This window comes from Nonomuraea rosea (assembly GCF_039539705.1).
Classification (GTDB): Bacteria; Actinomycetota; Actinomycetes; order Streptosporangiales; family Streptosporangiaceae; genus Nonomuraea; species Nonomuraea rosea.
This window is the reverse complement of sequence record NZ_BAABDQ010000015.1, coordinates 1-26,095: the sequence shown is the minus strand read 5'-3', so window position 1 is coordinate 26,095 and position 26,095 is coordinate 1. Positions and strand designations below refer to the sequence as shown.

The 26,095-nt window shown below is 68.4% G+C and carries 31 protein-coding genes and 1 pseudogene; 16 read left to right on the top strand and 16 right to left on the bottom strand.

What is annotated here, in order from left to right:
• Nucleotides 1-169: 169 nt before the first annotated feature.
• Nucleotides 170-2,119 (top strand): tetratricopeptide repeat protein, encoded by a 1,950-nt coding sequence (locus tag ABEA43_RS30890; RefSeq protein ID WP_345567290.1) that lies wholly within the window; start codon nt 170-172, stop codon nt 2,117-2,119.
• Here ABEA43_RS30890 and ABEA43_RS30885 read toward each other — a convergent pair.
• The 3 genes from ABEA43_RS30885 to ABEA43_RS30875 form a co-directional block, all read right to left on the bottom strand.
• Entirely contained in the window at nt 2,080-2,634 is a 555-nt protein-coding gene (locus tag ABEA43_RS30885) for a hypothetical protein (protein ID WP_345567289.1), read from the bottom strand. The genes ABEA43_RS30890 and ABEA43_RS30885 overlap by 40 nt on opposite strands.
• An 81-nt stretch (nt 2,635-2,715) precedes the next feature.
• The gene (locus ABEA43_RS30880) at nt 2,716-3,885 is read right to left on the bottom strand and encodes an alginate lyase family protein (protein WP_345567288.1); all 1,170 of its coding nucleotides are present in this window, start codon (nt 3,883-3,885) and stop codon (nt 2,716-2,718) included.
• Nucleotides 3,886-4,309: 424 nt separating this feature from the next.
• On the bottom strand, nt 4,310-4,726 hold the full coding sequence (locus tag ABEA43_RS30875; protein WP_345567287.1) for a MarR family winged helix-turn-helix transcriptional regulator: 417 nt from the start codon (nt 4,724-4,726) through the stop codon (nt 4,310-4,312).
• 119 nt (nt 4,727-4,845) lie between these two features.
• On the opposite strand from ABEA43_RS30875, the gene ABEA43_RS30870 reads away from it, so the two are divergent.
• Both ABEA43_RS30870 and ABEA43_RS30865 read left to right on the top strand, forming a co-directional pair.
• A complete protein-coding gene (locus ABEA43_RS30870; RefSeq protein ID WP_345567286.1) occupies nt 4,846-6,048 on the top strand; it encodes a multidrug effflux MFS transporter in 1,203 nt (400 codons plus the stop codon).
• Nucleotides 6,045-7,037: a prolyl oligopeptidase family serine peptidase gene (locus ABEA43_RS30865; protein ID WP_345567284.1), complete on the top strand. Its 993-nt coding sequence runs from the start codon at nt 6,045-6,047 to the stop codon at nt 7,035-7,037. The genes ABEA43_RS30870 and ABEA43_RS30865 overlap by 4 nt, the downstream gene beginning before the upstream one ends.
• On the opposite strand, the gene ABEA43_RS68240 is transcribed toward ABEA43_RS30865, so the two are convergent.
• The 4 genes and pseudogenes from ABEA43_RS68240 to ABEA43_RS30850 form a co-directional block, all read right to left on the bottom strand.
• The gene (locus ABEA43_RS68240) at nt 6,927-7,325 is read right to left on the bottom strand and encodes a TetR-like C-terminal domain-containing protein (protein WP_425570382.1); all 399 of its coding nucleotides are present in this window, start codon (nt 7,323-7,325) and stop codon (nt 6,927-6,929) included. The genes ABEA43_RS30865 and ABEA43_RS68240 overlap by 111 nt on opposite strands.
• A 115-nt stretch (nt 7,326-7,440) precedes the next feature.
• Complete coding sequence (locus tag ABEA43_RS30860) at nt 7,441-7,734, bottom strand: alpha/beta fold hydrolase (protein WP_345567282.1); 294 nt, start codon at nt 7,732-7,734, stop codon at nt 7,441-7,443.
• 146 nt (nt 7,735-7,880) lie between these two features.
• The gene (locus tag ABEA43_RS30855; protein ID WP_425570386.1) at nt 7,881-8,465 is read right to left on the bottom strand and encodes a GbsR/MarR family transcriptional regulator; all 585 of its coding nucleotides are present in this window, start codon (nt 8,463-8,465) and stop codon (nt 7,881-7,883) included.
• Nucleotides 8,457-8,588 (bottom strand): annotated as a pseudogene (locus ABEA43_RS30850) (helix-turn-helix domain-containing protein); the annotation flags it as partial. The pseudogene ABEA43_RS30850 and the gene ABEA43_RS30855, both read right to left, overlap by 9 nt.
• Before the next feature lie 186 nt (nt 8,589-8,774).
• Between ABEA43_RS30850 and ABEA43_RS30845 the strand changes: the two are divergent.
• The 3 genes from ABEA43_RS30845 to ABEA43_RS30835 all read left to right on the top strand — a co-directional run bounded on the left by ABEA43_RS30845 (nt 8,775) and on the right by ABEA43_RS30835 (nt 11,775).
• Nucleotides 8,775-9,596 carry an oxidoreductase gene (locus ABEA43_RS30845; protein ID WP_345567280.1) on the top strand — a complete coding sequence of 274 codons (822 nt, stop codon included), beginning with the start codon at nt 8,775-8,777 and terminating at the stop codon, nt 9,594-9,596.
• Nucleotides 9,597-9,605: 9 nt separating this feature from the next.
• Nucleotides 9,606-11,114, top strand: a complete 1,509-nt coding sequence (locus ABEA43_RS30840) for a DHA2 family efflux MFS transporter permease subunit (protein WP_345567278.1) — start codon at nt 9,606-9,608, stop codon at nt 11,112-11,114.
• Between the two features lie 331 nt (nt 11,115-11,445).
• A complete protein-coding gene (locus ABEA43_RS30835; protein WP_345567276.1) occupies nt 11,446-11,775 on the top strand; it encodes a hypothetical protein in 330 nt (109 codons plus the stop codon).
• 57 nt (nt 11,776-11,832) lie between these two features.
• Here ABEA43_RS30835 and ABEA43_RS30830 read toward each other — a convergent pair whose 3' ends face one another.
• Together ABEA43_RS30830 and ABEA43_RS30825 are read right to left on the bottom strand one after the other, a co-directional pair.
• Nucleotides 11,833-12,876 carry a DUF6461 domain-containing protein gene (locus ABEA43_RS30830; protein ID WP_345567274.1) on the bottom strand — a complete coding sequence of 348 codons (1,044 nt, stop codon included), beginning with the start codon at nt 12,874-12,876 and terminating at the stop codon, nt 11,833-11,835.
• Nucleotides 12,877-12,972: 96 nt separating this feature from the next.
• A complete protein-coding gene (locus tag ABEA43_RS30825) occupies nt 12,973-13,152 on the bottom strand; it encodes a DUF2399 domain-containing protein (protein ID WP_345567273.1) in 180 nt (59 codons plus the stop codon).
• Nucleotides 13,153-13,170: 18 nt separating this feature from the next.
• On the opposite strand from ABEA43_RS30825, the gene ABEA43_RS30820 reads away from it, so the two are divergent.
• From ABEA43_RS30820 to ABEA43_RS30805, 4 genes are all read left to right on the top strand, one after another.
• The gene (locus ABEA43_RS30820; RefSeq protein ID WP_345567272.1) at nt 13,171-13,509 is read left to right on the top strand and encodes a hypothetical protein; all 339 of its coding nucleotides are present in this window, start codon (nt 13,171-13,173) and stop codon (nt 13,507-13,509) included.
• On the top strand, nt 13,500-13,949 hold the full coding sequence (locus tag ABEA43_RS30815) for a hypothetical protein (protein ID WP_345567271.1): 450 nt from the start codon (nt 13,500-13,502) through the stop codon (nt 13,947-13,949). Before ABEA43_RS30820 ends, ABEA43_RS30815 begins: the two co-directional genes overlap by 10 nt.
• A 6-nt stretch (nt 13,950-13,955) precedes the next feature.
• Entirely contained in the window at nt 13,956-14,882 is a 927-nt protein-coding gene (locus ABEA43_RS30810; protein ID WP_345567270.1) for a hypothetical protein, read from the top strand.
• Nucleotides 14,883-15,079: 197 nt separating this feature from the next.
• A complete protein-coding gene (locus ABEA43_RS30805; RefSeq protein ID WP_345567269.1) occupies nt 15,080-15,463 on the top strand; it encodes a hypothetical protein in 384 nt (127 codons plus the stop codon).
• 11 nt (nt 15,464-15,474) lie between these two features.
• Here the strand turns inward: ABEA43_RS30805 and ABEA43_RS30800 are convergent, their stop codons facing one another.
• On the bottom strand, nt 15,475-15,624 hold the full coding sequence (locus ABEA43_RS30800) for a hypothetical protein (protein ID WP_345567267.1): 150 nt from the start codon (nt 15,622-15,624) through the stop codon (nt 15,475-15,477).
• Nucleotides 15,625-15,673: 49 nt separating this feature from the next.
• On the opposite strand from ABEA43_RS30800, the gene ABEA43_RS30795 reads away from it, so the two are divergent.
• Nucleotides 15,674-16,333 (top strand): hypothetical protein, encoded by a 660-nt coding sequence (locus ABEA43_RS30795; protein ID WP_345567265.1) that lies wholly within the window; start codon nt 15,674-15,676, stop codon nt 16,331-16,333.
• Nucleotides 16,334-16,579: 246 nt separating this feature from the next.
• Here ABEA43_RS30795 and ABEA43_RS30790 read toward each other — a convergent pair whose 3' ends face one another.
• The 3 genes from ABEA43_RS30790 to ABEA43_RS30780 all read right to left on the bottom strand — a co-directional run bounded on the left by ABEA43_RS30790 (nt 16,580) and on the right by ABEA43_RS30780 (nt 18,899).
• A complete protein-coding gene (locus ABEA43_RS30790) occupies nt 16,580-17,548 on the bottom strand; it encodes a zinc-binding dehydrogenase (RefSeq protein WP_345567263.1) in 969 nt (322 codons plus the stop codon).
• A 511-nt stretch (nt 17,549-18,059) separates the two neighbouring features.
• A complete protein-coding gene (locus ABEA43_RS30785; RefSeq protein WP_345567260.1) occupies nt 18,060-18,461 on the bottom strand; it encodes a hypothetical protein in 402 nt (133 codons plus the stop codon).
• 111 nt (nt 18,462-18,572) lie between these two features.
• Entirely contained in the window at nt 18,573-18,899 is a 327-nt protein-coding gene (locus ABEA43_RS30780) for a hypothetical protein (RefSeq protein ID WP_345567258.1), read from the bottom strand.
• Nucleotides 18,900-19,905: 1,006 nt separating this feature from the next.
• Here ABEA43_RS30780 and ABEA43_RS30775 point away from each other — a divergent pair.
• The gene (locus ABEA43_RS30775) at nt 19,906-20,448 is read left to right on the top strand and encodes an integrase core domain-containing protein (protein WP_345567256.1); all 543 of its coding nucleotides are present in this window, start codon (nt 19,906-19,908) and stop codon (nt 20,446-20,448) included.
• Between the two features lie 228 nt (nt 20,449-20,676).
• Here ABEA43_RS30775 and ABEA43_RS30770 read toward each other — a convergent pair whose 3' ends face one another.
• Nucleotides 20,677-20,877, bottom strand: a complete 201-nt coding sequence (locus ABEA43_RS30770) for a hypothetical protein (protein ID WP_345567254.1) — start codon at nt 20,875-20,877, stop codon at nt 20,677-20,679.
• 117 nt (nt 20,878-20,994) lie between these two features.
• Between ABEA43_RS30770 and ABEA43_RS30765 the strand changes: the two genes are divergently transcribed.
• Nucleotides 20,995-22,461: a sialidase family protein gene (locus ABEA43_RS30765; protein ID WP_345567252.1), complete on the top strand. Its 1,467-nt coding sequence runs from the start codon at nt 20,995-20,997 to the stop codon at nt 22,459-22,461.
• A 118-nt stretch (nt 22,462-22,579) separates the two neighbouring features.
• Here ABEA43_RS30765 and ABEA43_RS30760 read toward each other — a convergent pair whose 3' ends face one another.
• Complete coding sequence (locus tag ABEA43_RS30760) at nt 22,580-23,089, bottom strand: hypothetical protein (RefSeq protein WP_345567250.1); 510 nt, start codon at nt 23,087-23,089, stop codon at nt 22,580-22,582.
• 82 nt (nt 23,090-23,171) lie between these two features.
• Nucleotides 23,172-23,303 carry a hypothetical protein gene (locus tag ABEA43_RS30755; RefSeq protein WP_345567248.1) on the bottom strand — a complete coding sequence of 44 codons (132 nt, stop codon included), beginning with the start codon at nt 23,301-23,303 and terminating at the stop codon, nt 23,172-23,174.
• 264 nt (nt 23,304-23,567) lie between these two features.
• On the opposite strand from ABEA43_RS30755, the gene ABEA43_RS30750 reads away from it, so the two are divergent.
• From ABEA43_RS30750 to ABEA43_RS30740, 3 genes are all read left to right on the top strand, one after another.
• Complete coding sequence (locus tag ABEA43_RS30750) at nt 23,568-24,182, top strand: TetR/AcrR family transcriptional regulator (protein WP_345567246.1); 615 nt, start codon at nt 23,568-23,570, stop codon at nt 24,180-24,182.
• A 177-nt stretch (nt 24,183-24,359) separates the two neighbouring features.
• Complete coding sequence (locus ABEA43_RS30745) at nt 24,360-25,211, top strand: alpha/beta fold hydrolase (RefSeq protein ID WP_345567244.1); 852 nt, start codon at nt 24,360-24,362, stop codon at nt 25,209-25,211.
• Between the two features lie 628 nt (nt 25,212-25,839).
• Nucleotides 25,840-26,095 (top strand): hypothetical protein (locus ABEA43_RS30740; protein ID WP_345567242.1); only part of this gene is annotated, 256 nt, incomplete at its 3' end.

Below are 26,095 nucleotides of genomic sequence, written 5' to 3'. Positions count from 1 at the left end.
TACGGCAATCGCGCACCCGGCCCGAGCCTCACTTTGCCGTTGCCGCTCCGCAATGCGCCCCAAAGCCATTCGCACAGTTCCGCGGCGACGAGAAATCGAGCCAGGCCAGCACCCCCTACCGTAAGCCGATCCTGCTTGCAGGACCCCCATTTCGAATGGGATCGCTGCGATGACTGTCAGCGTGATGGCCCATTATGTCGATCGGCAACCATATGTCGGCGCCCGCCCTTTTCTGGCGGAAGAAGCCGGCCAATTCTTCGGACGCTCCGAGGCGGTGAGCGCCCTCGCCGAGCGCTGGCAGCGCCATCGGGTGAGCGTGCTCACGGGACCGCCGGGATCGGGCAAGACCTCGCTCCTGCACGCCAAACTCCTCGACGCGGCCCACGACGCCGACGTCCTTCCCGTGGGCCGGCCCTTCGGCCCGCCGCCGCCCGCGCTTGCCGCGCTGCCCGGCCACAACCCGTACACGCTGGCGCTCCTGTCGTCCTGGTCGCCCTCGACCCCGCCGAACCGCCTCGCCGGACTGACCCTGTACGAGTTCCTGCGCTCCGACGGCTGGACCAACCGCAGGCGCGGCCGCCCTGGCCCGCTCCTCGTCGCGATCGACCAGGTGGAGCGCGTCTTCGAGCGCCATCCCCGGCTCGACCCCCACCGCGTTGGCTTCCTCGCCCAGCTCCGCGAGGTCGTCACCGAGCTGCCCGACGTCCACCTGCTGCTCTCCGTCCGTGAGGAGGGGCTGGCCGGCCTGGAGGCCGCGCTCGGGCGCCTCGAATCGCCCTACCGCCTGGGCCCGCTGACGATGGACGAGGCCGTGCAGGCCGTCGAGCGTCCCGTCGAGGGAAGCGGCAGATGGTACGCCGAGGGCGTGGCCGAGCAGCTCGTCACCACGCTGGCGGCCCGGCGGCAGTCCGTGGATCCCGTGCTCCTGCAGGCCGTCTGCTCGCGGTTGTGGGCGGCGCTGCCCGCCGAGGCGACCGTCATCACCGCCCAGGACGTACACGCTCATCCCGGCATCGACCGCTCGCTCCGCGAGTTCTGCGGTCAGGTGATCGCCGACGTGGCCATCGACCACCACGTCTCGACGCTGCGCCTGGCGTCCTGGCTGCAGCGCGCCGCCGCCACCGGCACGGACATCGCCGCGGGCGACGACGACGCCGCCCGCGAGGGCTTCCCGCGCAGCGTGCTGCAATCCCTCCAGGACCGTTACCTGCTGGCCGCGGGCCACGGCTCGTACCGGCTGCACCACGAGCTCCTCGCCGGCCCCCTCACGAGACTCGACGTCACGGAGCTGCGCGCCGGCGACACCACTCCCGCCCGTCTCCTGTCGGCGGCGGAGTCGGCGCTGTTCAGGGGCGACCTCGACGCCGCCGACCAGAACGCGGGCACCGCTCTGGCCACCGCCGGCGAGGACGATCTCCCGCTCCTCGCGCAGGCCGAGTCGAGGCTCGGCGACGTCGCCCACCTGCGCGGCGACTACGGGCAGGCCGTGGCCCACTACCGCGCCGTCGCGTCGCTCTTCGAGGCCCTGCAGGTCAACACGGCCGTGGCCAACTCGCTGGCCGCCATCGGCCACGCGCTCCTCGCCCAGGGGCTCGACGTCGAGGCCGTCGAGACCATGCGCTCCGCCGTCGATCGCCTGCCCACCGACCTCGCCCTGCAGACGGAGTTCGGCCGTACGCTGTGGCAGGCCGGCCAGGGCCGCGCGGGGGTGACGGTGCTGACCGACGTACTGAACTCAGACTCCCGCACCCCGGAGGCTCTGCGGACGCGCGGTGAGATGCTGGCCGACCTCGGCCAGTCGGAAAAGGCGCTCCTCGATCTCAACCAGGTGCGCCGGCACCTGCGGCCGGAAGGCCGCGCCGCCCGCGCGCTCGCCCTCGTCGGCACCGGCAACTCCCGCGACGCGGAAGAGGACATGGAGGCCGCGCTGCAGGCCGGCGCCCAGAACGGGCCCGCCCTGCTGTACGCCGCCCGCGTCCGGGCCCTGGGCAGCAACCGGAGCGGCGCCGCCGACCTGGCCCGCATGTCCCTGGCCGCCACCGCTCCCGCACTCGCGCCCCACCAGCGCGCGGAGGCCCTTCAGCTCTCGGAGATCGGCCCCACGAGCTCGTCGCCCTGAGCGCCGTCGACCGCCTGACTGAAGTCGTCGACGCACCGATCCAGCCGATCGAACGACGGACGCTCCAGCATCTGCCCGCTCACGAACTCGCCGTCACCGTCGTAGTTCATCCTCGTGTGCTGGGTGGCCTGGCTGGCCAGCCCGTAGGCGGCCGTCGCCAGCGCCCTGGCCGTACGCGCCGCCCGGCCCGGCGACAACACGGCCACGCGGGAGGCGAGATCCCCCACGGACGCGGCCTGCTCCTCGATCGCGGAGAGCCTGGCGTTCATGTCCTCCCAGCCGTGCTGGGCCGCGACCTCGACCCGTAACCGGAGCTTCAGCACCCCGCCCATCAGGTCGCCGAAGGCCTGCTCGCGCGCCTGCTGCTGGTGCTCCTCATGCCGGCGCCGCGCATCGCGCTCCTCCTTCTTGGCGTTGGACCTGTTGGTGAGCGCGACCCCGCCCAGGGCGCTCAGCGCACCGATGATTCCGCCCGCCGCCGAGATGATGGCCGTCACAATGGAGGCATCCGCCATACTTCGAGTCTGTCATCACAACGGCGCACACGAGCATCACCGGCGCAGCTCGTCGCTGGGGCGACGCCGGACAGCCTTGACCTAGTTCGGGTTGTTCGCGTGGGTGAGGGTCTCCCACGCGACGAACAGGTTGTTGCTGCCCGCGGGCCGCTGCCGCTCGGTCAGCGCCTGCGTGTTCGTCATCGGGATGCCCATGCGATTGTGCAGGCCGTTGAAGCCGACCTCGGTGATCGGGCCCAGCCCGAGGGTGAGGCCGCCGCCGCACAGCCAGCCCGGCACGGCGGCGCCGAGCTGGTACTTGGCGTGGAAGCCGAGCGCGTGCCTGAGCCGCTCCGCGACCTCGGGATAGAGGTCCTGGCCCTGGATGCGGCTGGTCTCGGCGATGTGTGAGATGGAGGACAGGCCGTAGCCGGTATGCGTGAAGTCGCGGCAGGTCTCCTGGCTGAGACCGTCGACGAAGGTGCTCTGGCCGTGCCAGAACCCGATGATCTCGGCCGGGGTGTCGATGCCCCCTACGGGCGGCGGGACCGGCAGGCCGCCGTCGGCGGCCACGTAGACGAAGGCGGGCAGGCGGGCGCGGAACTTGGCCACCGCCCGGTCGTAGGCGGCGCGGTCCTCCAGGAAGACGGCGATGCCCAGGGCCGCCTCCGTCATGGTCAGCTCCCAGTTGCCGTTGCTCGATGAGCCGCCTGCGACCTCGGGCAGGTACACGTTGCGCAGCATGGTGGCGAAGCGGCCGGCGTTGGGCCAGCCGGTGTAGGTGTAGCGGATGATCTCGGCGGCTCGCGGCCAGGTCGAGCCGGCCCAGCCGCTCTGCAAGGGCGCGTTGCTGTTGGTGTGGTCCTGGATCGTCGCGGACCAGGCGTCCATGATCGAGATCGCCTTCTCGGCGTACCGGCTGTCTCGGGTGATGTACCAGCGCAGCGCGAGCGTGTACGCCGCCAAGGCGTCCTCGCGCTCGTCGGTGCAGCCGTTGTTCGGGTTGGAGTAGGACCCGCACTCCACGATCGCCCGCGGGCGCGGGGTCCTGGTCAAGGAGGCGTACGGACTGGCATTCATCTGGTCGTACGCGGTCTTCCACGGTTGCGCGTTCGCCTGGACCTGGGTCCGGACGAAGTCGAGCTGTGGCCGGCTGACGAGCACGCCGGGGTGGGTGAACGTGGCCGGGGCCGCCTCGGCGGCGCCGCCGGTGAGCCCCGCGACCAGCAGGGTGACCAGGGCGGACAGAGAGAGGAACGTGCGGCTGCGCATGGGGATGTCCCTTCGTCCACATACGTGTACGGCATGCATGGGTCTGGACGGTTGCGAGTGATGGCGAACATAAAGCCCGCGCCTGGCCGGGTCAAGGCTTTCTGTTCGTAAACTTTCCTATTGACAGCTCTCTTGCCGGCTGTTTGGATCCGAGTTAATTCACGAGTTGAAGTAAGCCCTCGTATTCACGGCGCGGAGAGAAAGGGACAGCTCATGACCCCCCAGCGCCCTTCAACACGGCTGCTCCTGAGCGTTCTCGGCGCCCTCGATCTAGTGACCGCCGGCCTGGCCGCCCCAGCCGCGGCCGCCACCGGTCAGGTCACCGGCGCAAATGCATGGACGTGGCCGCGGCCGGCCCCAGCTCGGCCGACGGCACCCCGGCCGTCCATTCCAGTACCTGACCGTCGTTCAGTGCGGAGGGGCCTCACGATGGCCTGCTCAGGACATCGGCCAGCAGGTTGAGCGCCTCGATCACCCGTTCACGATCCGCGCCCAGCCCTTCCAGCAACTCGGCCTCCCGCGCCAGCTGCCGGGGAAAGATCGTGTCGACGGCCGTCTCGCCCGCGGGCGTCAGCCGGACCAGCGCGGCGCGCCGATTGGCCGGGCTGGGTTCTCTCGTGATCAGGCCGCGACTCTCCAGCCGGATCAGTGTCTTGCTGATCGCCGCCCGTGAGTGGCGCATCTGGTCGGCCAGGTGACGCGCGATCGTCGGGTTGGGGTCATGGCGCAGCCGCAGACACACATCGAGCTCCGCACCGGTGAGCGGGGCATCGGCATACAGCGGGTCCAGCGCCTCTCCCAGCAGGGCGACGACACGTTTGAGCGGGCCGATCACCTCCATGGGAGAGGTGTCAAGGTCGGGACGGGCCGCGGCCCACAGGTCACGAACGTGATCGCTACTCCGCCTCATGCCGGCCTCCATAGTTGTTAACTAGTTGACTACTAGGTTACCGTCGACGCATGGCAGAGACTACGGCTGTCCGGCGTCCTACCCTGCTGCTGGCCGTCCTGGGCCTGCTCACCGCAGTGGCGCCGCTGGCCATCGACATGTACGTGCCCGGCTTTCCCGACCTCGGCCGCGAGCTGGCCGCGGGCGAGCCGGCGGTGCAGCTGTCGATGAGCGCGTTCCTGATCGGGCTGGTCGCGGGCCAGCTGGTGATCGGGCCGCTCAGCGACGGGCTGGGCCGGCGCCGGCTCCTGCTGCCGGGCACCGCCGCCTTCGCGCTGCTGTCCGCCGGGTGTGCGCTGATGACGACAGCGCCGCTGCTGGTGGCCGGCCGTTTCCTGCAGGGCTGCGCGGCGGCGGCCGGGCTCGTGCTGGCCCGTGCGGTGCTGACCGACAGCTTCCCCAGGGCGCGGCTGCCGGTCTATTTCTCCGTCCTGGCCATGATCTTGGGGGTGGCGCCCGTCCTCGGCCCGCTGCTGGGCGGCGTGATCGTGGCCGCCTCCGGCTGGCGCGCCGTGTTCTGGGTGCTGAGCGCACTCGGGCTGGCGATGCTGGCGGCGACCTGGCTGGGGGTGCCGGAGTCACTGCCGCCCGCCCGGCGCTCGCCGGGCGGCCTGCGGCCTGCCTTCGGCTCGATGGCCGTGTTGCTGGCCCACCGCGCCTTCACCGGATACACCCTGTCGCTCGGCTTGGCCGCCGGGGCGATGTTCGTCTACATCGGCGCCTCCAGTTACGTCTTCCAGGACGGTTACGGGCTGAGTTCTGTCCAGTACGGGCTGGTGTTCGCCGTCAACGCCGGGGCGATGCTCGTTGCCAGCGCAAGTTTCGGCCTGGCCGCCCGCCGCATCGCGCTGCCCGCCCTGCTGACCGGCTACCTCGCCATCGCCGCCCTCGGCGCGCTGGCGCTGACCGTCCAGGCCGTGCTGGCGCCCACCTTGGCCGGTACCTGGCTCTGCCTGGCCGTGACGCTGTTCGGCGTCGGCGGCGTCTTCCCGGCCGCCACCACCATCACGCAGAGCATCGGCCATGCCCGCGCGGGGGCGGCCTCCGCGCTGTCCGGCGCCGCCGCCTACCTGTTCGGTGCCCTGGCCGCCCCGTTGAGCGGCACCACGGTGGGCGCGATGGCGTGGGTCATGCTGGCCTCAATGATGCTGGCGGTCCTGGCACTCATGCTGGCGCGCCCCTGGCGGCCCGTGGCCGAAAGGAGCTTCGCATGAACACCATGTGCCTGATCAGGGCACTGGCAGCGCTGAGCGGCCACCCGATCCGCCTGTCCAGCGTGGCCGCCCCGGCCGACGACCCGGACAGCACCCTCCTGCGCGTGGAACCCACCGACCAGATCAAGCCCGGCCGCGGCACCCGCGCCCATCGGGGAATCGTGTACGCCGCTCCGGCACGCAAGCTGCGCATGGACATCCTGACCCCGCGCGCACCCGGCCCGCACCCCCTGGTGCTGTACCTGCCCGGGGGCGGCTTCGTCACCGCCCGGCGCGCGATGGCCGCCCGCCAGCGACGTTACGTCGCCCAGGCGGGGTTCGTAGTGGCCGGCATCGATTACCGCACCGTCAAGGACGGCGCCACCTACCGCGATGGACTCACCGACATTGCCGCGGCAGTGCGCTTCCTGCGCGCCCACGCCGACCGGTACGGCATCGACCCCGCCCGGATCGCGCTGTGGGGCGAGTCAGCCGGCGGCTACCTGGCCGCCATGGCCGCGACCGACGCCGTCCATGGCATCGCGGCGCTCACCGGCACGCGGGTCGACGCGGTGGTCGACGTGTTCGGGGCCTGCGACCTGGCCACCGTGGCAGACGGCTTCGACCCGGCCACGGTGGCGGCCTACACCGGGCCCGGCGCGGCACTGCCCGCCTACCTGCTGGGACCCGGCCGAGCCCTGGCCGACCATCCCGAAGAGGTGACCCGCGCCGACCCGGCCGGCCATGTCACCGGTGCGACGCCGCCGTTCCTGCTGCTGCACGGCGACGACGACCGCGTGGTGGCTCCCGCACAGACTGCGCGCCTGCACCAGGCGCTGCGCCGCGCCGGTGCGGACAGCACCCGGTACGTGTTGCAGGGGGCCGGCCACGGCGCCATGTCACCCAACGCCCGCATCTGGACCAGCACGCAGGTCATGGCGATCATCGTAAGCTTCCTTCGCGCTCGCCAAGGAGCAGCTCAAGACCCCGATGACGAGACCAGCAGATAGCGGGACCCTGCTTGCCTCGCGACTCGCCGCAGCCCAGGAACCGCCGTCGGCACGGCCGCCACATCGTCTGGCGGTCTGGTGTCCGGGCCATCCGGCTGAGCGCGGATAGTCGATCATCCACGCGAACGAGATGTCCGGGTCGCCGGTCCACTGGAAGCCCTGTGTGACCTGGAGCGAGGCGAACCCGTGGATCATCCGGATCGCGTGGACCATCTCCTCCTCGGGGATGCCGTAGCCGCGCGGCACGGCGGTCATCGTGTCGATCAAGCAAGCCGCGGCCTTCAGCATCGGATCGTCGGGCCCCCGAAAGGCTCGCCGATCGTCGCAGTGCAGGCGCCGGGGTGCGCGGTCACGTACGCGCGAATGGCGGCGAGGTAGGCGGTCAGGGCCGCCAACCCGGACACTAGTGACCCGCGCCCTCGATCATCACGACTGACCCCAGCCCGGAGGGCATAGCCGCGACGATGCCCTGCGTCTCGGCACGCGGGTCGGCCCAGTCGGGGTCGAGCGTGCCCATGACGACCAGCGCGGGCACACCCAGCGTCGGCAGGGCGGCCTCGGCATCCTTCGGTGCGGCCTGGCCCATCTTCTGGGCGATCTTCAGTCGGCCGTCCTGGCGCAGCGTCCTCGCCAGTGTGGCTTGCTGCGCCGCCCGGCAGTGTATCCGCCCGGCCGAGCTCGTGGCCTGGGCGCGCACCCGCTCGCCCTGCTACCGGCACGTGTACCGGGACCTCCCCGCCGCAGGGGCGCGGCGCGGTCGGCCGCGTCAGCGGCGGCCTGGTGCGCGACGAAGGAAGCCGCTCTGCTCCCACTTTGGCAGCCGCAACCGCGTCCGACGGAGACTCACCGCTGGCGTTGCATGGAGAGGGCCTGCCGCCAATGCTCGGCCGCCTGCCCCATGTCGTGGCCGAGGAGCTCGAAGAACTGGCTGGTGGTACGGAGCCGGTCGCCGGTGGGTGTGTCGGTGCCGAAGATCCCGACGCCGTGTCGCGTGGTGTCGGCCCAGATCGCTATCGACCTGGCGCTGGCCGCCCACGTGTGGTACCAGACGTCCACGTCGACGAAATACCGCACCCGGCGCGCCTCGGGCTCCCGGACGACCATCCCTCTCGGCTCCAGCCACTTGATGGCATTGGAGATGGTCGCCGGACTGACGTGGAGTTGCTGGACGAGCTCCGTGGCAGTCAGGCTGCCGCCTTCGCTGAGGAACAGTGCGGCGAACACCCTGGCGGTCATGGGCGCCATTCCGCCCTCGATCATCATGGCGACGAACTGCTCTTCGAACTCTCGGACCGTGCGGACGCCACGGTTGTCGGTGGTGTGCGGAACACCAGAGTGGGGAGCGCGCGTGCGGCGGCGGGCGCGCCAGCTCGTCGCATGTTGCGCTCGGGCCGCCCGGTAGTCGTGCGGGCCGCCGTTCCTGGCGATCTCGCGGGTGACGGTGGACCTGGACCGTCCCAGCCGTCGGGCGATCTCCGCGTAAGTCAGGCCGGCCGCCAGGCATTCGGCGATGCGGCGACGATCCTCGGCGGTCAACCGGTCTCCCGGCATGGCTTCCTCTCTCCGGTTGAGCGCTCGCCAGCCGGTGGCGAACGCGTTGCTGACAGCACTGTTGCACTCAGCTACAAGCCCATTGCACCAATTCATGGCCATTGACCTGCGTATACGTGTTTTGCGAGTTGTCTCATCTCAAAACATGAGCCTAGCGTTTCCCTAGACCGAAGAGGAGGTTTCACCATGAAAAAGGTCGTTCTCGTCACCGGCGCCTCCGCCGGCATCGGCAAGGCCACCGCATTCGAACTCATCCGCGCCGGCCACATCGTCTACGGCGCCGCGCGGCGCGTACACAAGATGGACGACCTCCGCGCCGCCGGCGGACACGTTCTGGCGCTGGACGCACGCCGGCCGGAGGACCTGGAACGCGTCATCGGCGCCATCGTGGCCGAACAGGGCCGCATCGACGTCCTGATCAACAATGCCGGCACCGTCCTGCACGGCGCGGCCGAGGACATCCCCATCGACCTGGCGCGCGACCAGTTCGAGGTCAACGTCTTCGCCCCCGCCCGGCTGACCCAGCTCGCCTTGCCGTACATGCGCGGGCAGGGATCCGGCACGATCGTCAACGTCTCCTCCATCGGCGGCGAGATCGCGCTGCCGCTCGGCTGCTGGTACTACGCGACCAAGCACGCGCTGGAGGCCTACTCCGACAGCCTGCGCATGGAGGTGGAGCCGTTCGGCATCGACGTCGTGATCATCCAGCCCGGCATCATCAAGACCGAGTTCGAGGATCACACGGCACAAGACCTCCGTGAGATCTCCGGTACGACCGCGTACGGGGCGATGGCCGAAGCCATGGCCGAACGCGCCGAGACACAGCTCGGCGAGAACACCCCGGCCAGCGACCCAGGTGTCGTCGCCACCGCCATCCGGCAGGCCATCGAAGCGGCCAAGCCCGAGACACGGTACGCGGTCGGCTACATGGCCGACAGGCTCCTGGAGCTCAACAGGACGTTGCCAGACCGCGAATTCGACAAACTCCTCACGAACACCGCGAAGTAGGACGCCACGATGTCGCACCAACCCCACCCCCGCAGATGGTGGGCGCTCATCGCGCTCGTGCTCATGTCGCTGGCCGTGGGCTTCGACGTGACCATCCTGAATCTGGCACTGCCGAGCATGGCCAAGGACCTGCACGCCGACAACGCCCAGCTGCAGTGGTTCGTCACCGTCTACACCCTGGTTCTCGCCGCCGGCATGATCCCGGCGGGAATGGTGGGCGACCGCTTCGGCCGCAAGAGGACGCTCCTGGTCGCGCTGGTCATCTTCGGGGTCAGCTCGCTGGTCGCCGCCTACGCCCCCTCGACCGGGACCTTCATCGCGGCGCGTGCCGTGCTGGGCCTGGGAGCGGCGCTCCTCATGCCCACGATGCTGGCGCTGATCCCGACGATGTTCACCGCGGAGGAACGGCCGAAGGCGATCGGAACGCTGGCAGGCGCCTCGATGCTGGCCTTTCCCGTCGGCCCGCTCCTGGGCGGCTGGCTGCTGAACCACTTCTGGTGGGGTTCGGTCTTCCTGATCAACATCCCCGTGGTCGTCCTGGCGTTCCTCGCGGTCGCCGTCTGGCTGCCCGAGTCACAGCGGGAGCGCGGCAGGCGGATCGACGCGGGCGGCGTGGTGCTGTCGAGCGCGGCGCTGACGGCGTTGACATACGGCCTCATCGAAATCGGTGAGCGAGGCTGGACCGACGCCGCCGTGTTCGGACCGATCCTCGGCGGGATCGCCGCGCTGGCGCTGTTCGTGCTCTGGGAGCGACGGGCCCGCGCTCCACTGGTGGACCTGTCGCTGTTCGCCAACGCGCGCTTCACCATCGGCACCGCGCTGGCCACGCTCGTCAACTTCACCATGTTCGGCGTCCTGTTCGCGCTACCGCAGTATTTCCAGGCGAACCTCGGCGCGGACGCAATGGGCAGCAGCTTGCGACTGTTGCCACTCATCGCCGGGATGCTCATCGGGATGTCGGCGGCGGCCAGGCTGAGCAGGATGATCGGCCCCAAGCTCGCGGCCGGCCTGGGGTTCGTCCTGCTCACCGCGAGCCTGTTCTGGGGCGCCACCACGGACACGGGAAGCGGCACCGGGTCGGCCGCCGCGTGGACGGCCCTGCACGGCCTCGGGCTCGGCTGCGTCCTGCCCACGGTCATGGACGCGGCGCTGGGCGCCCTGTCGCCCAGCAACGCCGGCGTCGGCGCCGCGGTGACCCAGACCATTCGCACCCTCGGCGGCAGCTTCGGCGCGGCGGTCCTCGGCTCGATCCTGACGTCCGCCTACCGCGCCGCGGTGCCGCAGCAAGCACGCGAAAGCGTCTTCGCAGGGCTGGCCGCCGCACGATCCGCCGGCTCCGCAACCCTGGCGGACACGGTCCGCTCCGCCTTCGTCCATGGCCTCGACATCGTCCTGGCCACCAGCGGTGGCCTCGGCCTCGTCGGCGTCATCGTCGCCCTGGCCTGGCTGCCCGGTACGCCCGAGCGTCCCCGGCCGGGCACACCCCGGCACCAGCAGGCCCACGTACCAGAACATTGATTGAGTGCTTGATCAAAACCGCATCGGCGGGCACGGGTGGTTCACCGCTGTTCGGCCGGCGATGACGTAGCAATGCGCTGGACCCGCACCCCCGTACCGACCTGTCTCCCTATCCACGAGCGAACCCATCCCTGACAAGCCCGGCCAGCCCGAGGCAGGCCACGCCGACGTTCCTGATCCAGCCGGACATGGCCGGCCGTCCGGACAGGTCCGGCGAGCTCACCGCGCACAGCCTGGTCCTGCAGCAGCGCGCCGGGATCTACGATCCAGCCGTGCCCGGCCGGATGCTATTCGCGTTCTTCGCGGGGCGTGATGCTGGCAGGAGTCGTTGATGAAGTGGTCTGTATTCGAGACCACGACCTCGGTGACGATCCACCCCGTGAGCACCTTCCCGGCCACCTGCAGCCTTCCGGGCCAAGGGCGCCCCGACTCGCGTGCCACCGCAATCGGGCCGCTGTCTCAACCGTTTGCGGGCGATGCTGAGCAACTGCGTCAGGATCGCACCGTCACCTTCGGCCAGATCGACACTGATCCACAGCCGCCGCTCTCCGCACCGGAACAGCATGATGGCGTTGTACGGCCTCTCCCTGAACGGCGACTGCCCTCGCTGCGCACGAGCTACTGGACGGGCACCGCCACGGCCAAACGGCCAAGGACGTGAAGGTGCGCTGACGGTTCCGGATGACTACAGGTAGTGGCCCTGTCCGCGTACTCCGGATCACAGCTGGAGGATAGCTCTCATCTGCGCCGCGACCTCTGCCCACTCGTCGCCGAAGGCTGCCTCGGCATGGTGGAACACGTCAAACCCCATCGGCCGGGCCCCGGGACCGCGGGAGGCCACGTCCAGGGTGATGGCCGCCTGCATCCTCCGCCACCGGGGATTCAGCTCCATCTCTCCGTCATCCTCGTAACGGCTGAACTCCATCGCGATCGGTGACACGAGCTCAAACGGCAACCGTTCGGCGAGCCGCTCGTCTGCGGTAGCACCGTTGGCGAGCAGGTCGATGATCTCTTCCACTATGGGGAATGCGGCGAGGTCGAAGTGGTTTGCCGTGGCGCTTGCCAGGTGCGTGAGAGCTTGGAACTGAAGACGTGCCGAACTCGTGGCGAATAGCTCCGGTGCGGGCATCCTCCCCACACCGGTGATGGGTTGCGTGCACACGCTCTGAAGTGAATCAACGAGCACGTACGGCTGCCGCCCAGCCAGCCATTCGCTGTCCAGTCGCACACCGGTGGCGAGTTCGGCGGCTGCCAGGGCTCCCGCCTGCCAGTCGTCACCGTCGGGATCGACTGATTCGGCCATGACCCCCAACTGAGGCCATGCCGACAGAAAGTCCGCGTGGGACCATTCCTCGAACTCCATGGCGTCGAGCGTCAGGAGGACCTGACCTTTCGCGGCCTTGTTGACGCTGTTGTTTCCGTCGATGTCCCAGTAGACGCTGTAGACCTCGGCCGAAGCGCTCACCCGGTTCAAGACAGGCGGCTGGGCACCCAAGAGGCCGTTGTTCTCGAACAGGCTCACGATCGGGCCGTGCTGTCCGAGAGACACTGGAAGCTTGTGTCCGTAGGGGAGCTCGTGGATATGAGCAGGCGGGCCGATCTCTCCGGCGGCGGCGCCGAAGGCCTGGCCCACGACTTCCGCCATGGACGCGTATCCCTCATCGGGGACGACGACGGTCCAGCACATCGCCACGGAGAGCCACTCCACCTCGCGTAACAGCGCGCGATAGTGGTCGAGCGCCTCTTCCTGGGGGTTTCGCATGCGTCCATCCTGTGCGGCGGTGAAACTCGAGGCTAGAGCCGTGACAAAGTGAGGTGCTCTCCGAGCTGGGAGGACATAGCTGCAATAGGTAGTCGTTCATCTGGTTCGCGTGAGGTCGGCGAGGAGTGCGGGGATGAGGCGTTCTTCCATGACAGCGCGGCCGGCGGCGCCCATGGCGTCGGCGAGGGTCTGGTCCCAGAGGCTGGCCGCGGGGCTGCCGGTGAGTGGGGTGGATTCGCCCAGCTCCAGTCCGGAGGAGTAGTCGGCCGCCCCCATCCGCCAGGGAATCGCGCCGTGCCGCAGTTATTGGGCGATGACCGACGTGATGTCTCGCCGTCTGACCCGCGCTCCCGCCCCGTCCTGGCGGCCGGCATGACCAGGTTCGACGCGCGGGACCCGGACCCGGGCGCCGGGCTGCTGGACAAGATCGACGCCCGTGAGCAGGCGCTGACCTGCCAGACCGAACAGATCCAGGCAGAGATCGACGCGCTGACCGCGATGAACGGTCGGGGCATTCACGAAATCCGTACAGACATGATCATCTACGGCCGGGCATACCGCCGCTATACCACCGCTCCCTACGATCCTGTGACGGATGCAGTCAAGGCAACGGAAAGGGCATCATGCGACTGAGCACCATACTTCGGCATGCGGCGATCGTCGGGATCGCGGGACTGACGTTGTCGATCGTCGGCGCCGGCGGCGCTTCCGCCTCTGCGTCGGCTGACAAGACTCTCAGCGGCAGTTGCGAGTCGGACCCCAAGGGTTTCAGCGGCTCGGCACGCTACTACTTCAACGGCGTAGGGCGTGACGTCTTCACCAAGTTCACGTACACGGTGGGTGGTCGCGCTGGATCGAAGACCGACGTGGCCATCGATGTCTATTCGGACAAGAACAACGCACCCGACACGTGGTGGAGCGGTTGGAGCACCGACAAGGCCAAGGTGGGCACGAAGAGCGTGACCGTCAGCATCCCCGCCTCGTCGAAGGACAAGGTCTACGTGAAATTCTGGGTGCGCTGGGACCTTCCGGGCCTCGACCCCACGTGCAGCTTCCAGACCAAGCGGATCTAGCGGCCGATGAACCACCGCGCACTTGTCGCGTCCCTGCTGGCGCTGGTGGCGGTCACGTCGTGTTCCACCGGCGGTGAGCAGGAAATTCCGCCGGTCTTCGTCGCCGCCTCCTCGACGGGGGCGATCGTGTACGACCCGCAGACCGAATCGCACCTCGGGTACGCCTCGGACGGGCGGCACTTGTGGACGGACAAGCAGGCTGCCGTATGCGCGGCCCGGTGCCCTGAAGCGGCCTTCTCCACCGCTACCCGGAAGGTGCTGAGCCGGCGGGGCGATGCGGACACGGTCGTCGCCGAGGGAGGCACGCTCCAGATCCAGCGTTCGGACGGCGAGAAGGAGAGCCATCAGGTCGCCGGTGTGGAGAACGTCCTGTGGCGGGAGAGCCCCGACCGGACGACGGCTCTGCTGCTCTACGCCGACCCCACGCTGCCCGGCGGTGAGATCCTGCGCTTCCAGCGCGACGCTCACGGATGGCGGGCAACAGGGGAGCGCGTGCCCGCCGGGGGGTTCTGGGGCGGCTGCGTCGGCGGAGACTGGGCGGTCCTGACCGGCGAGCGCGGAGGGATACTCAAGGACGGGACCGTTGTTCCTCTTCAGGTCAATCTCGACCAGCCCGGGGAATGCGTGGCCGGCACGCGAGGGGGCGCGGTGGTGTCCCGCTACGTCGACCAGCGCGGAACCCATCACACCGAGGTTCGCGGCATCGACCCGAGCGGGCGGCAGACGTGGTCGCGCGATGTCGCCGCTCGGGCCGGTGTGATCGCCGATCCGTCCGGTACGGCGGTCGGCTTGGTCCACGATGGTGAGCTGGAATTGCTCGACGTCAAGGGGGAGGTCCGCGAGCGGCGCGAGGACGTCGTCGCGGCCAGCTTCACTGAGACGGGCCGCCTGGTGACGGTGAATGCCGACGGCAAGGTCACCTGGGCTGCATAAAGCTCACTCATCCGCGTGTCAGACGGCGTGTACGCCTGTGCGAACGTGCCGGGCCAGTTCGGCCGGCCCACACATTGACACCGCCTGGGCGTCGATCGCCGTCCGGCTTGTCGACGCTGCTGGCATCGCTCCGCTCGGCGAGGTTGTGCCTCCACCCCGGCGAACAGGAGGGCTGGCAGGGCATATCCGGTGCCGGGGTGACCCTGCCGCCCAAGCATGACCGCCTGGTCGGCGTGATCGTCTCGGCCGAGACCGGGTATGCCCACCGGCGCCTGTACGTCGTCCCCCTGGCCGCCGCGCTGGAGGCCAGTCCCGCTCTGGCCGCCGCGCTGCAGGAGGTGACCGGCAGCCCCGTGGTGGTGCAGGTGTACGCCGCCCCCGCCTACAGGCATGCCCTGATGCAGGTCAGCCTGGAGGCGCTCCGCTGCGGGTGGCCGACATCAACGATCCGGGCGTGTTCGGCGTCAAACGCGTCGGCCTGGCCGATGAGTGGCCCTACCCGCCCTATGTGCCCCGCGATCACGACCACGACCTGGTCGAGGCGATGCGAGAGGCGGACGCCGAGCGGCGGATGCTGCTGATCGTCGGAGACTCAGGCGCGGGCCAGGCCGCAGGCGCGGCCTTTCCCAGGCATCGGCTCGTACGCCCACGCGATCACCAGTTGGCCGAGGCTACCCTGCTGCCCCTGGCCGAGCTGGGACCGGGCCTGCTCTGGCTGGACGACCTGGAACTCTACGCTCACCAGGGCATCGGCGAAAGCCTGCCGGCTCCTGCGCACCGCGATGGTGGTGGTGGGCACCATCCGCGCCGAGAAGCCGGCCCAGCTCACCGGCCAGGGCGAACCGCGCGACCCCACCGGCGAAGCGCTGCACGACGACACCCTGGTGACTCAGATCGACTGGGCACGCGACTGGTCGGAGCAGGAACGACAACGGCTGCCGGAGCACGTCACCAACCCGTCGTGCGCCAAGCCGTGGCGGCCGGGCCGGCCTTGGGCCTCTGGGCCGTGGCCGGTTCCCCAACTGGTGCGGCGGCTGCGAGAGGCCCAACGGTCCCAGCACAACTACCCGTACCGGGCCGCCCTGCCACGGGCCGTCCTGGACTGGTATCGCACCGGCCTGACCACGCCGCTGCCCCAGACGGTGGCCCACGAACTCCTCCTGCACAGCTACCAGGTCAAGCCCTCGGCCCCGACGACTTCACCGAAGCGGTCACCGGGGTGCACCCACGCCCCCGACCTCGGCGGCCGCACCGCCCACTACAGCCTGCTGTCCGCCGGCGACCAGAACGCCTTGCACGTCAACGACTGCATCCACGACCACGACGGGCACACCAGCCCGCCCCCGATTCCCGCACCGGCCTGGGAAACGGCCCTTGCTCATGCACCCACGAACGACGCCATCTTCAGCGTGGGCGCGTCCGCCTACGACACAGAACACACAAGGATGTGACTGAACGCGCAATGCTCCTCCTCGCGCGCGAGGAGAGGGACTGTTTTGGGGACGGCTTCCAAGAGAGGGCCCGCGGCTCCCTACGTTGCCGCTGGTCGGCGTCTCTGTACGTCCTTGGCGAGGGCGCGCTGCGTGCGCTTACGGATCTCATTGCGTCGCCTTTGTGTGGTTCTCCGGCAAGCGGCGCCCCGGTCAAGTGATCCTGCACCATCGCACGCCGCCGTAAAGCGTCTCCACGGTCGGCATTCAGAGCACCAGCAGCGTCTTCCCGAGAGCGCTGCGCGCCGCGATGGCGGCATGGGCGTCTGCGGCCTGCTCCAACGGGAAGGTCTGGCCGATGACCGGCCGGATCCGCCCGTCTGCCGCGAGCGCCAGCGCCCTCTCGACGAGTTCCTTCGTCTGCCCCGCGGCCGCGTTGTTCAGGTCCATGAGGCTGATCGTCCGTATCCCGCGCTGCTGTGCCGTGTGCGGATCAACGTGGGCGAAACCGTTGGACGTTCCGTAACTCACGAACCGGCCGCCGTGGGCCACCGCTTCGAACGCCTCGCTGCCGAGCTGACCGCCGGCGCCGTCGAGCACCACGTCCGCGCCGCTTCCGCCGGTCACGGCACGCACTCTGTCGGTCCAACCGGCTTCGGTGTAGTCGAACGCCTCCTCGGCGCCCGCCTCCCGGGCCAACTCCAGCTTTCGGGCCCCGCGAGCTGCGGCGACGACATGGGCTCCGGCCGCGCGCGCAAGTTGCACGACCAACACGCCCGTGCCACCGGCGGCGGCGGTGACCAGCACCCAGGCACCCTCCTTGATCTCGGCGACGTCGGTGATGTTCACCGCGGTGGGACCGTCGTGCAGAATCGCCGCCGCCTCAGGAAGACCCAGGCCATCGGGCACCGGTGCCAGCTCTTCCACGGCGACCGCGATCTGCTCCGCATAGCCGCCGTCCGAGGTCCCGACGGCGACGCGCCGGCCCAACCAGCCGGCATCAACACCCTCCCCCACCGCGATCACAAGTCCGGTGCCACCATGACCGGGCACGTAGGGCGGACGGAGCGGAAAGTAGTCCTTGCCCGCACCGCTGCGCAGCAGCGTGTCGAGGAAGATGATGTCGACAGCGGACATGCCCACCACAACCTTCCCAGGACCCGGGAGGGGATCAGGAGCCTTGTCCACCTCCAGCACCTCGGGGCCGCCGAATCGGTTAACCAGTATGTGCCGCATGACCATCACTCCTCCTGCGCCGACTGTCTCGGCGCCTTCACTGAGCAGTCTGCAACCTCAATCAAAGTCGAGGTCAAATCTGGCCATCGTGAGGCCGCGGGCGCAGGCATAGGTCTTCTCGGTGCTGAACGTCCGACCCGCCCCACGCTGCTCCATCCACATGCGGAGCCAGCAGAACAGGTCATCCAACGGTCACGTCGACCGCAAGACCACTCCGAAACGGCCTAAAGCGATATAGCGCCCGAACGGCCAAAGTGTCCTTCGTGAGCAGTTCGCGCCGAGTGGCTCAATTGCCAGCGCACGGGCTGGCTCAATTGGCTGACGTTCGACAGTTCACGACTGCGTCATCGGCGAAGAGGTCGATCCGCTCGCCGAATGCGGCCGGTTCGTGCGGGGCTCGGTCGGACGGCGTCATGTCGCCGTCGGTGACGTCGACCTTCCTGCTGGGCGCGGTCTGTACACCCGGCGAGAGCACTGCGGCGCGATCAAGGACCTACCTGGAGCGGAGTGCCTATTCGACGCGTTCGGCGTTGGAGTCGTAGCCGCCCCCGCCCGGGTAGACCCAGGCGCCTGTGAGGGTGCGGCCGTCGGGGCTGAAGGTTCCCTGGTAGAAGGCGGGCGAACCCCGCTCACCCGCCCAGATGGTGAAGGTGTCGCCATCGAGTTCGTAGGTGTAGTCGAGGGTGCTGCCGTCCTCGCCGTAGTAGCGGGACTTGATGTCGGTGCTGGGCTCGGCCATCAGCTTCCGTTCCCGGCCGATGATCTCGAAGCCGCGCGTTTCGCCCAGGTGGATGTCCTGTTGGAGGAAGAAGTCGTTCAGCCAGCGATAGGTCACGGTTCCTTCGTGCCCACCGGTGATCTTCCAGGTGCCGACGAGCCTGGTCAGGGCCTGCAGGGCTGGGTCGTTGGTCATCGCCGTCTCCTTCAGAGCGGGTCGTTTGCCTCTACAGACCGGCATCGGCAGGAAAACTCATCGATCCTCAAGGCGTGCGCGCCGGAGTAGTCCTCTCAAACCCTGCATCAATTACGAGGGATTGGAAGCATCCTTCTCAAGGAAGGTTGCGGAAGACCCCTGAGCTCTGCCGATCACCCCGGTGGCCAGGAGCGGACCGCCGGGGACGGCGGACAGCGACGTGAGCTCGCCGCCGACCGGAACTTTCGTCCAGCGGCCGGAGGGATCGCGGTGGGCCAGGGCCGAGTCAGACCCGTTGACGTCGGTGGAGCCGAGAAACCAGTGTCCGCCCCGGCTGTCGGGCACGGGCGGGAGATCACGGCCCATGCGCCCGGCCTTCGCGGAGGTGTCCTCGCTACGCCAGCCGGAATCGGTCTGGGAGAGCAGGAACGACGACATCCCGATCTCCCCAGTGATCCAGATGCCGGACGGATCGGCGGTGATGGCGCTCAGCCGAGGGCTGAGCGGTCCGGGCGGGACATCGTCGGACGGGGGCGGCGCCTTCGGCAAGTGCACGCTCAGGTCGGCTCGGGTCCAGGCCGTATCGGGCGCCTCCCGAACGATCGTCCAGGCACGCCCGTCCCAACGCAGAACGGAACCACCGGCCAGGGCCCACACATTGGACGGACCGGACGCGGCGACCGGACCGACATCGCCGCGCTCGACGGGGAAGTCGCTTTTTCGTCCAACGATCGCCGTCCCAGTGGAATGCCGTAGGACGGTGCGGGCCGTCGGCCACCGGCACACAGGCGGCGATGCCGAGGATGTCCCAGCCGAAGGCCCAGGCGTCACGCTCACCGGTGGAGATGACCCTGTGGGTGCCGGAAACTCGGCCGTTGGGACTGAACTGGGGGTTGGCGTTTCGGCGCTGACAGGCATGATCGCGTCCATGGCGCTGCGGCTGGTTTATCTGATCTTCATTCGGCTCTCAGGCTGGGTGGTGCTGTTGGGTAGCTCGCAGGGGGTCGAAGGAGGCGGAGATTCTGGTCCTGAGACATCAACTCGCGGTGTTGCGTCGGCAGATGGCAAGGCCTCGGCCGTCATGGGCGGATCGCGCGGTGATCAGTGCGCTGGCGCGCCTGCCGGCTCCGACCGGTCGTCGGCGGTTGTTCGTGGCGCCGGGTACGCTCATGCGTTGGCACACCAATCTGGTACGGCGGCGCTGGACATTCAAGCGCCGCGCCCAGGATCGGCCGCCCACGCGCACCTCCATCCAGACCTTGATACTTCGTCTGGCCCGGGAGAATCCGCTGTGGGGTTACCGGCGGATCGCCGGGGGACTCGCCGCTCTGGGCTATCGGGTCGGGGCCTCCACCGTGTGGCTCATCTTGAAGAGGGCCGGTATCGATCCCGCGCCGCGACGCTCGGGACCGACCTGGGGCGATTTTCTGCGTGCTCAAGCTACGTGGATCATTTCTTCCACTGCGACATCGTGCTGTTCAAGCGCCTGTATTGCCTGGTCGTCATGGAGATCAGCACTCGCCGTGTGCATGTGCTCGGCGGCGTCACCGAGTATCCGACCGGGCCGTGGGTTGCGCAGCAGGCCAGAAACCTGATGATCGAGCTGGGGGACAGGGCGGAGGGGTCCAGGTTCCTCATCCGCGATCGGGATATGAAGTTCACCGCGGTGTTCGACGACGTCTTCACAGCCGAGGGCATCCGCATTCTCAAGAGTCCACCTCGGGCTCCGCGGGCCAACGCTCTCGCCGAACGCTGGATCGGCGGCCTGTGTCGAGAACTCCTTGATCGGATCCTTATCGTCAACGCCCGCCACCTTCGACGCGTGCTGGTTGCCTACGAGACTCACTTCAATGAGCATCGCCCGCATCGTTCCCTGGGCCAGGCCGCTCCGTTACGAGCCCTTCCCGATCCTGTTGAGGGCGATATCACGGTCATCCGACGTGACCGTCTCGGTGGGCTGATCCACGAATACGCGCAGGTTGCGTAGGTGGCCGAGTTCTTGGCACTCACCGGCTCGGGTAGGAGGTCCCTTGGATATGGGCCAGACGACCGTGTACGGCGTGACGGTGGCCATGACGTGTCAGATGATGACCATCAGGCATTGACGTGCCCCGGGTTGAGTCCATGCCATGGTGTGCCTTCGTACCTCGCCGATCAATCCCTGCCGGCCGTCCGGCCTCCGGCTCGGGCAAGACCCGCCGCCCCCATGAATGTGTCACGCCCGGCCCGCGCGCGGAGTCCAGCCGCATGCAAGCCCCGGCGGCGCGCGAACCCTGGTGGCGGGCGGCCTTTGCAAGCGGAAACCCGAGCGCAACGCCACCGGCTGACTACGCAACGGCTTCTCTGTTGCGAGGCCGGTCAACGCGGCCGTCATAAATAACCCCAGTTCAGAGCAGATTTTTTCGATCTCTTTCATTTCTTATAGGTGAAAAAGATCATGCTCCTGTAATGTTCGCTTCGTCGTACGCCAAGGTCTGGGGCGCGCCCCTCAGCGGTGACGGCTCCGTACATCCACCGAACATGAGGAATGCTCGTGCTTCGAAGCTTTCAGGTCGCGTTACCCGCAGCGGCCATCCTGCTCGCCTGCACCGCCGCTTACCCCGCCGCGGCGGACAGCACCGACATCGACCGCCCCATCATCGTAGAAACAGTCTCGGGCACCAGCCCGCTGCCCGCAGGCTGCGGAGTCCCGCCGGCCGACGGCTATACCCTGAACCCGAACACCGAAGTCCTCCCCTCGCTGGCCCGCGACCCGAACCGGCCGCAGCACCTCGTCACGGTGTACCAGCAGGATCGCTGGAGCCGGTACGGCAGCAACGGCGCCGTCACCGCCGTGTCGGACGACTACGGCCAGACCTGGCAGCGATCCACGAACCTGCCCGCCTTCTCCCGGTGCAACGGCGGCACGAGCGCCAACGGCGGCGACTACGACGTCACGACGGACAACTGGGTCACGGTCACGCCCTCGGGCGCGGCGGTGGCGGCGTCGCTGTCGATGTCCCGCTCCGGGGACGTGACCGCCATCCTGGTGTCCCGTTCCGGCGACGGCGGCCGTACCTGGGGGGCGCCGACCACCCTGCAGCGCAACGACGACCCCAACTTCTTCAACGACCGGCCGACGGTGACCGCGGACCCGTACCACCCCGGCGTGGTCTACGCGGTGTGGGACCGGGTCGACCAGGAGACGACCAACGGCACGTCGACCTGGGTGCAGCCGGTCTACCTGGCCAAGTCGACCGACGACGGGCGTACCTGGACCAGCAGTAAAGTCGTCGACATGCCGGCCAACAGCGGCGTCATCGGCACCCAGCTCGTGGCGCTCCCGGACGGGACGCTGCTGATCGGCATGCACCACGAGACGGACACCGACGCCTCCACCCAGGTGATCCGCTCCACGGACGGCGGCAAGACCTGGTCGGCGCCAACGCTGAACGTCCCGGCCCCGCCCGCGGTCGCCGTCCGCATCCCGGACCCGGACAACTCCGGCGACCCGATCCGCAACGCCGCCCTGCCGCTGCTCGCCGCCCAGCCGGGCACCCAGAACGTCAACGCCGTCTGGCCCAGCCAGGAGGCCGACGGCACCTTCCACGTCGCCTACTCGCGTTCGGCGGACGGCGGGAAGACCTGGTCCACCCCGGTCCGCCTGGACAAGACACCCACCGGTTCCGCCGCCGTGCCGGTCGTCGCCGCGTCCGAGACCGGCGCCGTGGCGGTCACGTACTACGACTTCCGCAACAACACCTCCGATCCGGCCACCCTGCCCACCGACGTGTGGGCCGTGACCTGTTCGAGCGACTGCACGAAGTCCGGCTCGTGGCGTGAGCAGCACCTCGAAGGGCCGTTCGACGCCCGGAAGGTCCCCTTGACCAGCGTGGGGCGCCTGCTCGGCGACTACACCGGCCTCGTCGCGGGCGGCAACGCCTTCACGGCCGTGTACGGCGTCTCCACCGGCGACGCCGCCAACCCGGTCGACCTGCACAGCGTGATCTTCTCCCGCTGATCACAACCGCGCTGATGACGACGGCGCTGATCACACAGAGTCGATAGAACGGCGGGGTCCGGTTCCACCGGGCCCCGCCTCCTCGTGTTATCCGGTCCTGGCCAAGTGCAGCAGCCAATCAGCAGGCCGCCAAGGTGATCGCGAACTTCGACGGGGTCTTGCTGCTGGCCAACGCGGCGATCTCCCTCATGTGGCGCAGGTGATCGAACTTAACGCCACCGGAGGGTGGGAGGAGTTCCTGCAGGAGGCCGGCAGCACTGCCAGGTTCCTGATACGGGACCGAGACGCCACGTTCTCCGCGGCCTTCGATGCCGTGCTGGTCGATGCTGGAATCCGCATCGTTAAGAGCGGAGTCCGGATACCGGGCATGAATGCGATCATGGAGTGATGGATCCAGACCTGTCGGCGCGAACTGCTGGACCGGACGTTGATCTGGAACCAGCACCACCTTCTGCACGCGCTGCGCGAGTTCGAAGCCTTCTATAACGAACACCGGCCGCAGCGGACTCTCCATCAGGCAACTCCGCTCCGACCGCTTCCCGCCTCTGACACCGCCCCAGCCCGGATCACGGCACTCGTCATCCATCGACGTGATCGACTCGGCGGCATTCTGAGAGAGTATCGACATGCGGCTTGACCTGGTCGAGCGAGCTGCAGCTCCTCCTTGGTGGGGAAATGATTGAAGATGCCGCTCTTGCTCATAAGCGAAGTCACGATGCCTTCAGGTCCGGCACCACGCTGGCCAGGCGCAGCAGCAGCCCGCGGTGTGAGGGGTAGAAGTGGTCCAGCAGCGGCAGGTAGTGGTCGCCGTGGAAGGCGGCCAGCGCCTCCTGCTCGGCCACCAGGCCGCGGTAGTAGGAACCGCGCGGAACCCCTGCTCATGTCAGTTAAGGAACTTAGTCCCTTTTGTCTCACTTGAGCTTGGCACAGAGGGACCCAGCGGCCAGTGAGGCTCGATCAAGGACCGCTCCTCGTCGGTGAGGTCTCCACGCGCCTTGGCGAAGACCTACCAGGAGCGCAGACCTGCGTTGACGTTGCCTTCTCTACTGTAACGGAGCTTCGATATGTTAACCGTAGCCCCCTTTTTCTCCCAGAGAGGCACGCTAGTGGCCGAGTCCGATGAGCTGGAATCGCTTGTCTCCCAGGGACGCAAACATGGAGTACGCAAGCGCGTCATCTTGCTGCAGGCTGCTCGGCTGTTCGTGGAGCGAGGTTACGCCAGCACCGGAATCGACGACATAGGGGCCGCGGTGGGCATCAGCGGGCCTGGGGTCTACCGGCACTTCCCTGGCAAACAGGCCATCCTCCTCGCGCTGATCGAGCTGTCGCTGGAACGCCTGCGGGAGGGGACGCAAGCCGCGCTGGCCGACCGGGACCGGGAGCCGGAGAGGGCGCTGATCGCCCTGGTGGATTGGTTCTCCCGGTTTTCCGTCGAGAACCGGAATCTGACTTTGGTCATGCAGGCCGAGCTGCTGTGGCTGCCGGATCAAGATCGGCGGCGGCTCAATCGCCAGACGCGGCAGATGCGTGAGGAGTGGGCCGGGCTACTGCTCGAGGTGCGGCCGGAGCTGTCCGACCTCGCGGCCCGGATCGCCGTCACCTCCGTCATGGGGATGGTGACGCCGGTGCTCGCCGCCCGGCTGAGCGATGACACCCAAGCGCTGAGCGCGCACCTGCGGGCCCAGATGCTCGCCGTCCTGCATGCGCCGGCCGTGTTGTGACGATTCTGCTCCAAGCAAGAAGTTAACGTGTCTATACTTTCCTACTGCGGAAGGGGCTCTGCAGAAGCGCACGGCCTTGGCGGACGGCCCGTGAGCGCTCGTCCCCATACGGGACGCTGTAGCGCCGGTCGTCGCACCTGGTCCGAGCAGAACGAAGGGCTGAACACGATGGAACACATGGTCGAGGCCAACGGGGTCCGTCTATGGTGCGAGACGTTCGGGGATCCGGCCGATCCCGCGCTGCTGCTCGTGATGGGCCTCGGCGCCCGAGGCGCCACCTGGCCCGATGAGTTCTGCTGGCTGCTCCAGAAGGGAGGGCGGTACGTCATCCGCTATGACAACCGGGACACCGGGCTGTCCAGCAGTGTTGATTACGAAGCCAAGCCGTACACCATCGTCGACCTCGCCCATGACGCGGTCGGCCTGCTCGATGGCTTGGGCGTCGCCGTAGCGGACGTGGTCGGCGCGTCGATGGGCGGCATGATCGCCCAGGAGATCGCGCTCGAACACGCTGACCGGCTGAGCAGCCTCACCGTCATCATGTCGAGCGCCGAACCCCTCGATCCTGAGACCAACACCTTCCGGGGGACACAACGAGATCCACGGCTGGCCGCTTGGGACGCCGAGCAGATCGCCAATCCGCCTAGCAGCCGGAAGGAGCACGTTGAGGCACAGCTCAAGCTGGCTCGCATTCTCACCGGACATCTAACGGCGTTCGACGAGGCCGCCACGCGTGCGATCATCGAACGGCAGATCGAAAGTGCCACCGGTACGGCCCACGCCGCGAAGAATCACATTTTCGCGGCTTTCGCCTCTCGCGACCGCTCCGGGCTCGTCGGCTCGATCACCGCCCCGACCCTGGTAATTCACGGGTCGGACGATCCGATGGCGCCCATCGCCCATGGCAAGGCACTGGCAGCGTCGATTCCCAACAGCGAGTTTCTGCCCATCGAGGGAATGGGGCACGGGTTCCCGCCGCCGGTGATTCCCCGTATCTCCGCCGCAATACTCCGGCACACCGGGCGATAGCCAACAAGGCTGCCACACGATCTCGATGCTGTGGCTGTCCTGGCTGCGCGCTTGGTGCTGTGGTAAGACGCTCGCTCATTGCCCAGCCACGCTGGCAGGAGCCGTGGTTCTGCACGTGGGCCGCCTTCGCCCCTTGGAGACACGCTGACCCCCGCTCGCCACATGTCCCGGGATTCGCGAGCCCGCAGGCCATGCCCTGGGCCGAGCGGGGCCATCTCGCCCGTATCTGCAATCCTCACTTTCGATTAGGGGAAGAACTATGGCACGACACCAATCAAATAGGCGCCGACTTGTCGGCGCCCTATCGACAGCCGCGGCCCTTGTCGCTTCTGTCCTCGTCATCGCCGCCGGCCCGGAACGGGCCGTGGCGGACGCGAACGTCCGGTTAGCCGCCGGCTCTGCGACGGTTCAGCAGCCCGCCGCCACTCCCACGCCTACGCGCAGCCGCAAGCGCAAGCACAAGCCGAGGCCCACCCCCTCGAAGAAGCCCACCGCATCTGCTACGCCGACCAAGACTCCCACCGCATCTACCACGCCGATCAAGACTCCCACGGCGACTCCCACCGCCACGCCGACCAAGAGTCCCAGCTCCACGGCGTCGGCTTCGGCGACACCCACCCAGAGCGCGGTGACGGCGACTGCGCGGCTGCACGCGCGGCCCAATGACGGTTCGGGTCTGTGGCCGGACTTCTCCAACACGGGCTACCAGCACACGCCCGCCAATGCGGGCGGTCTGGGCCTGGGGGCCTATCCGGGCAAGCTCAAGGACCACACGACGGGCATGAGCTCGGCCAAGCCGTTGCGGCTGGAGTACAAGGACGGCAGCGTCATCTCCTTCACGCACTTCCTGGCGCAGAAGGTCATCATCTACGGCGACAATCTGA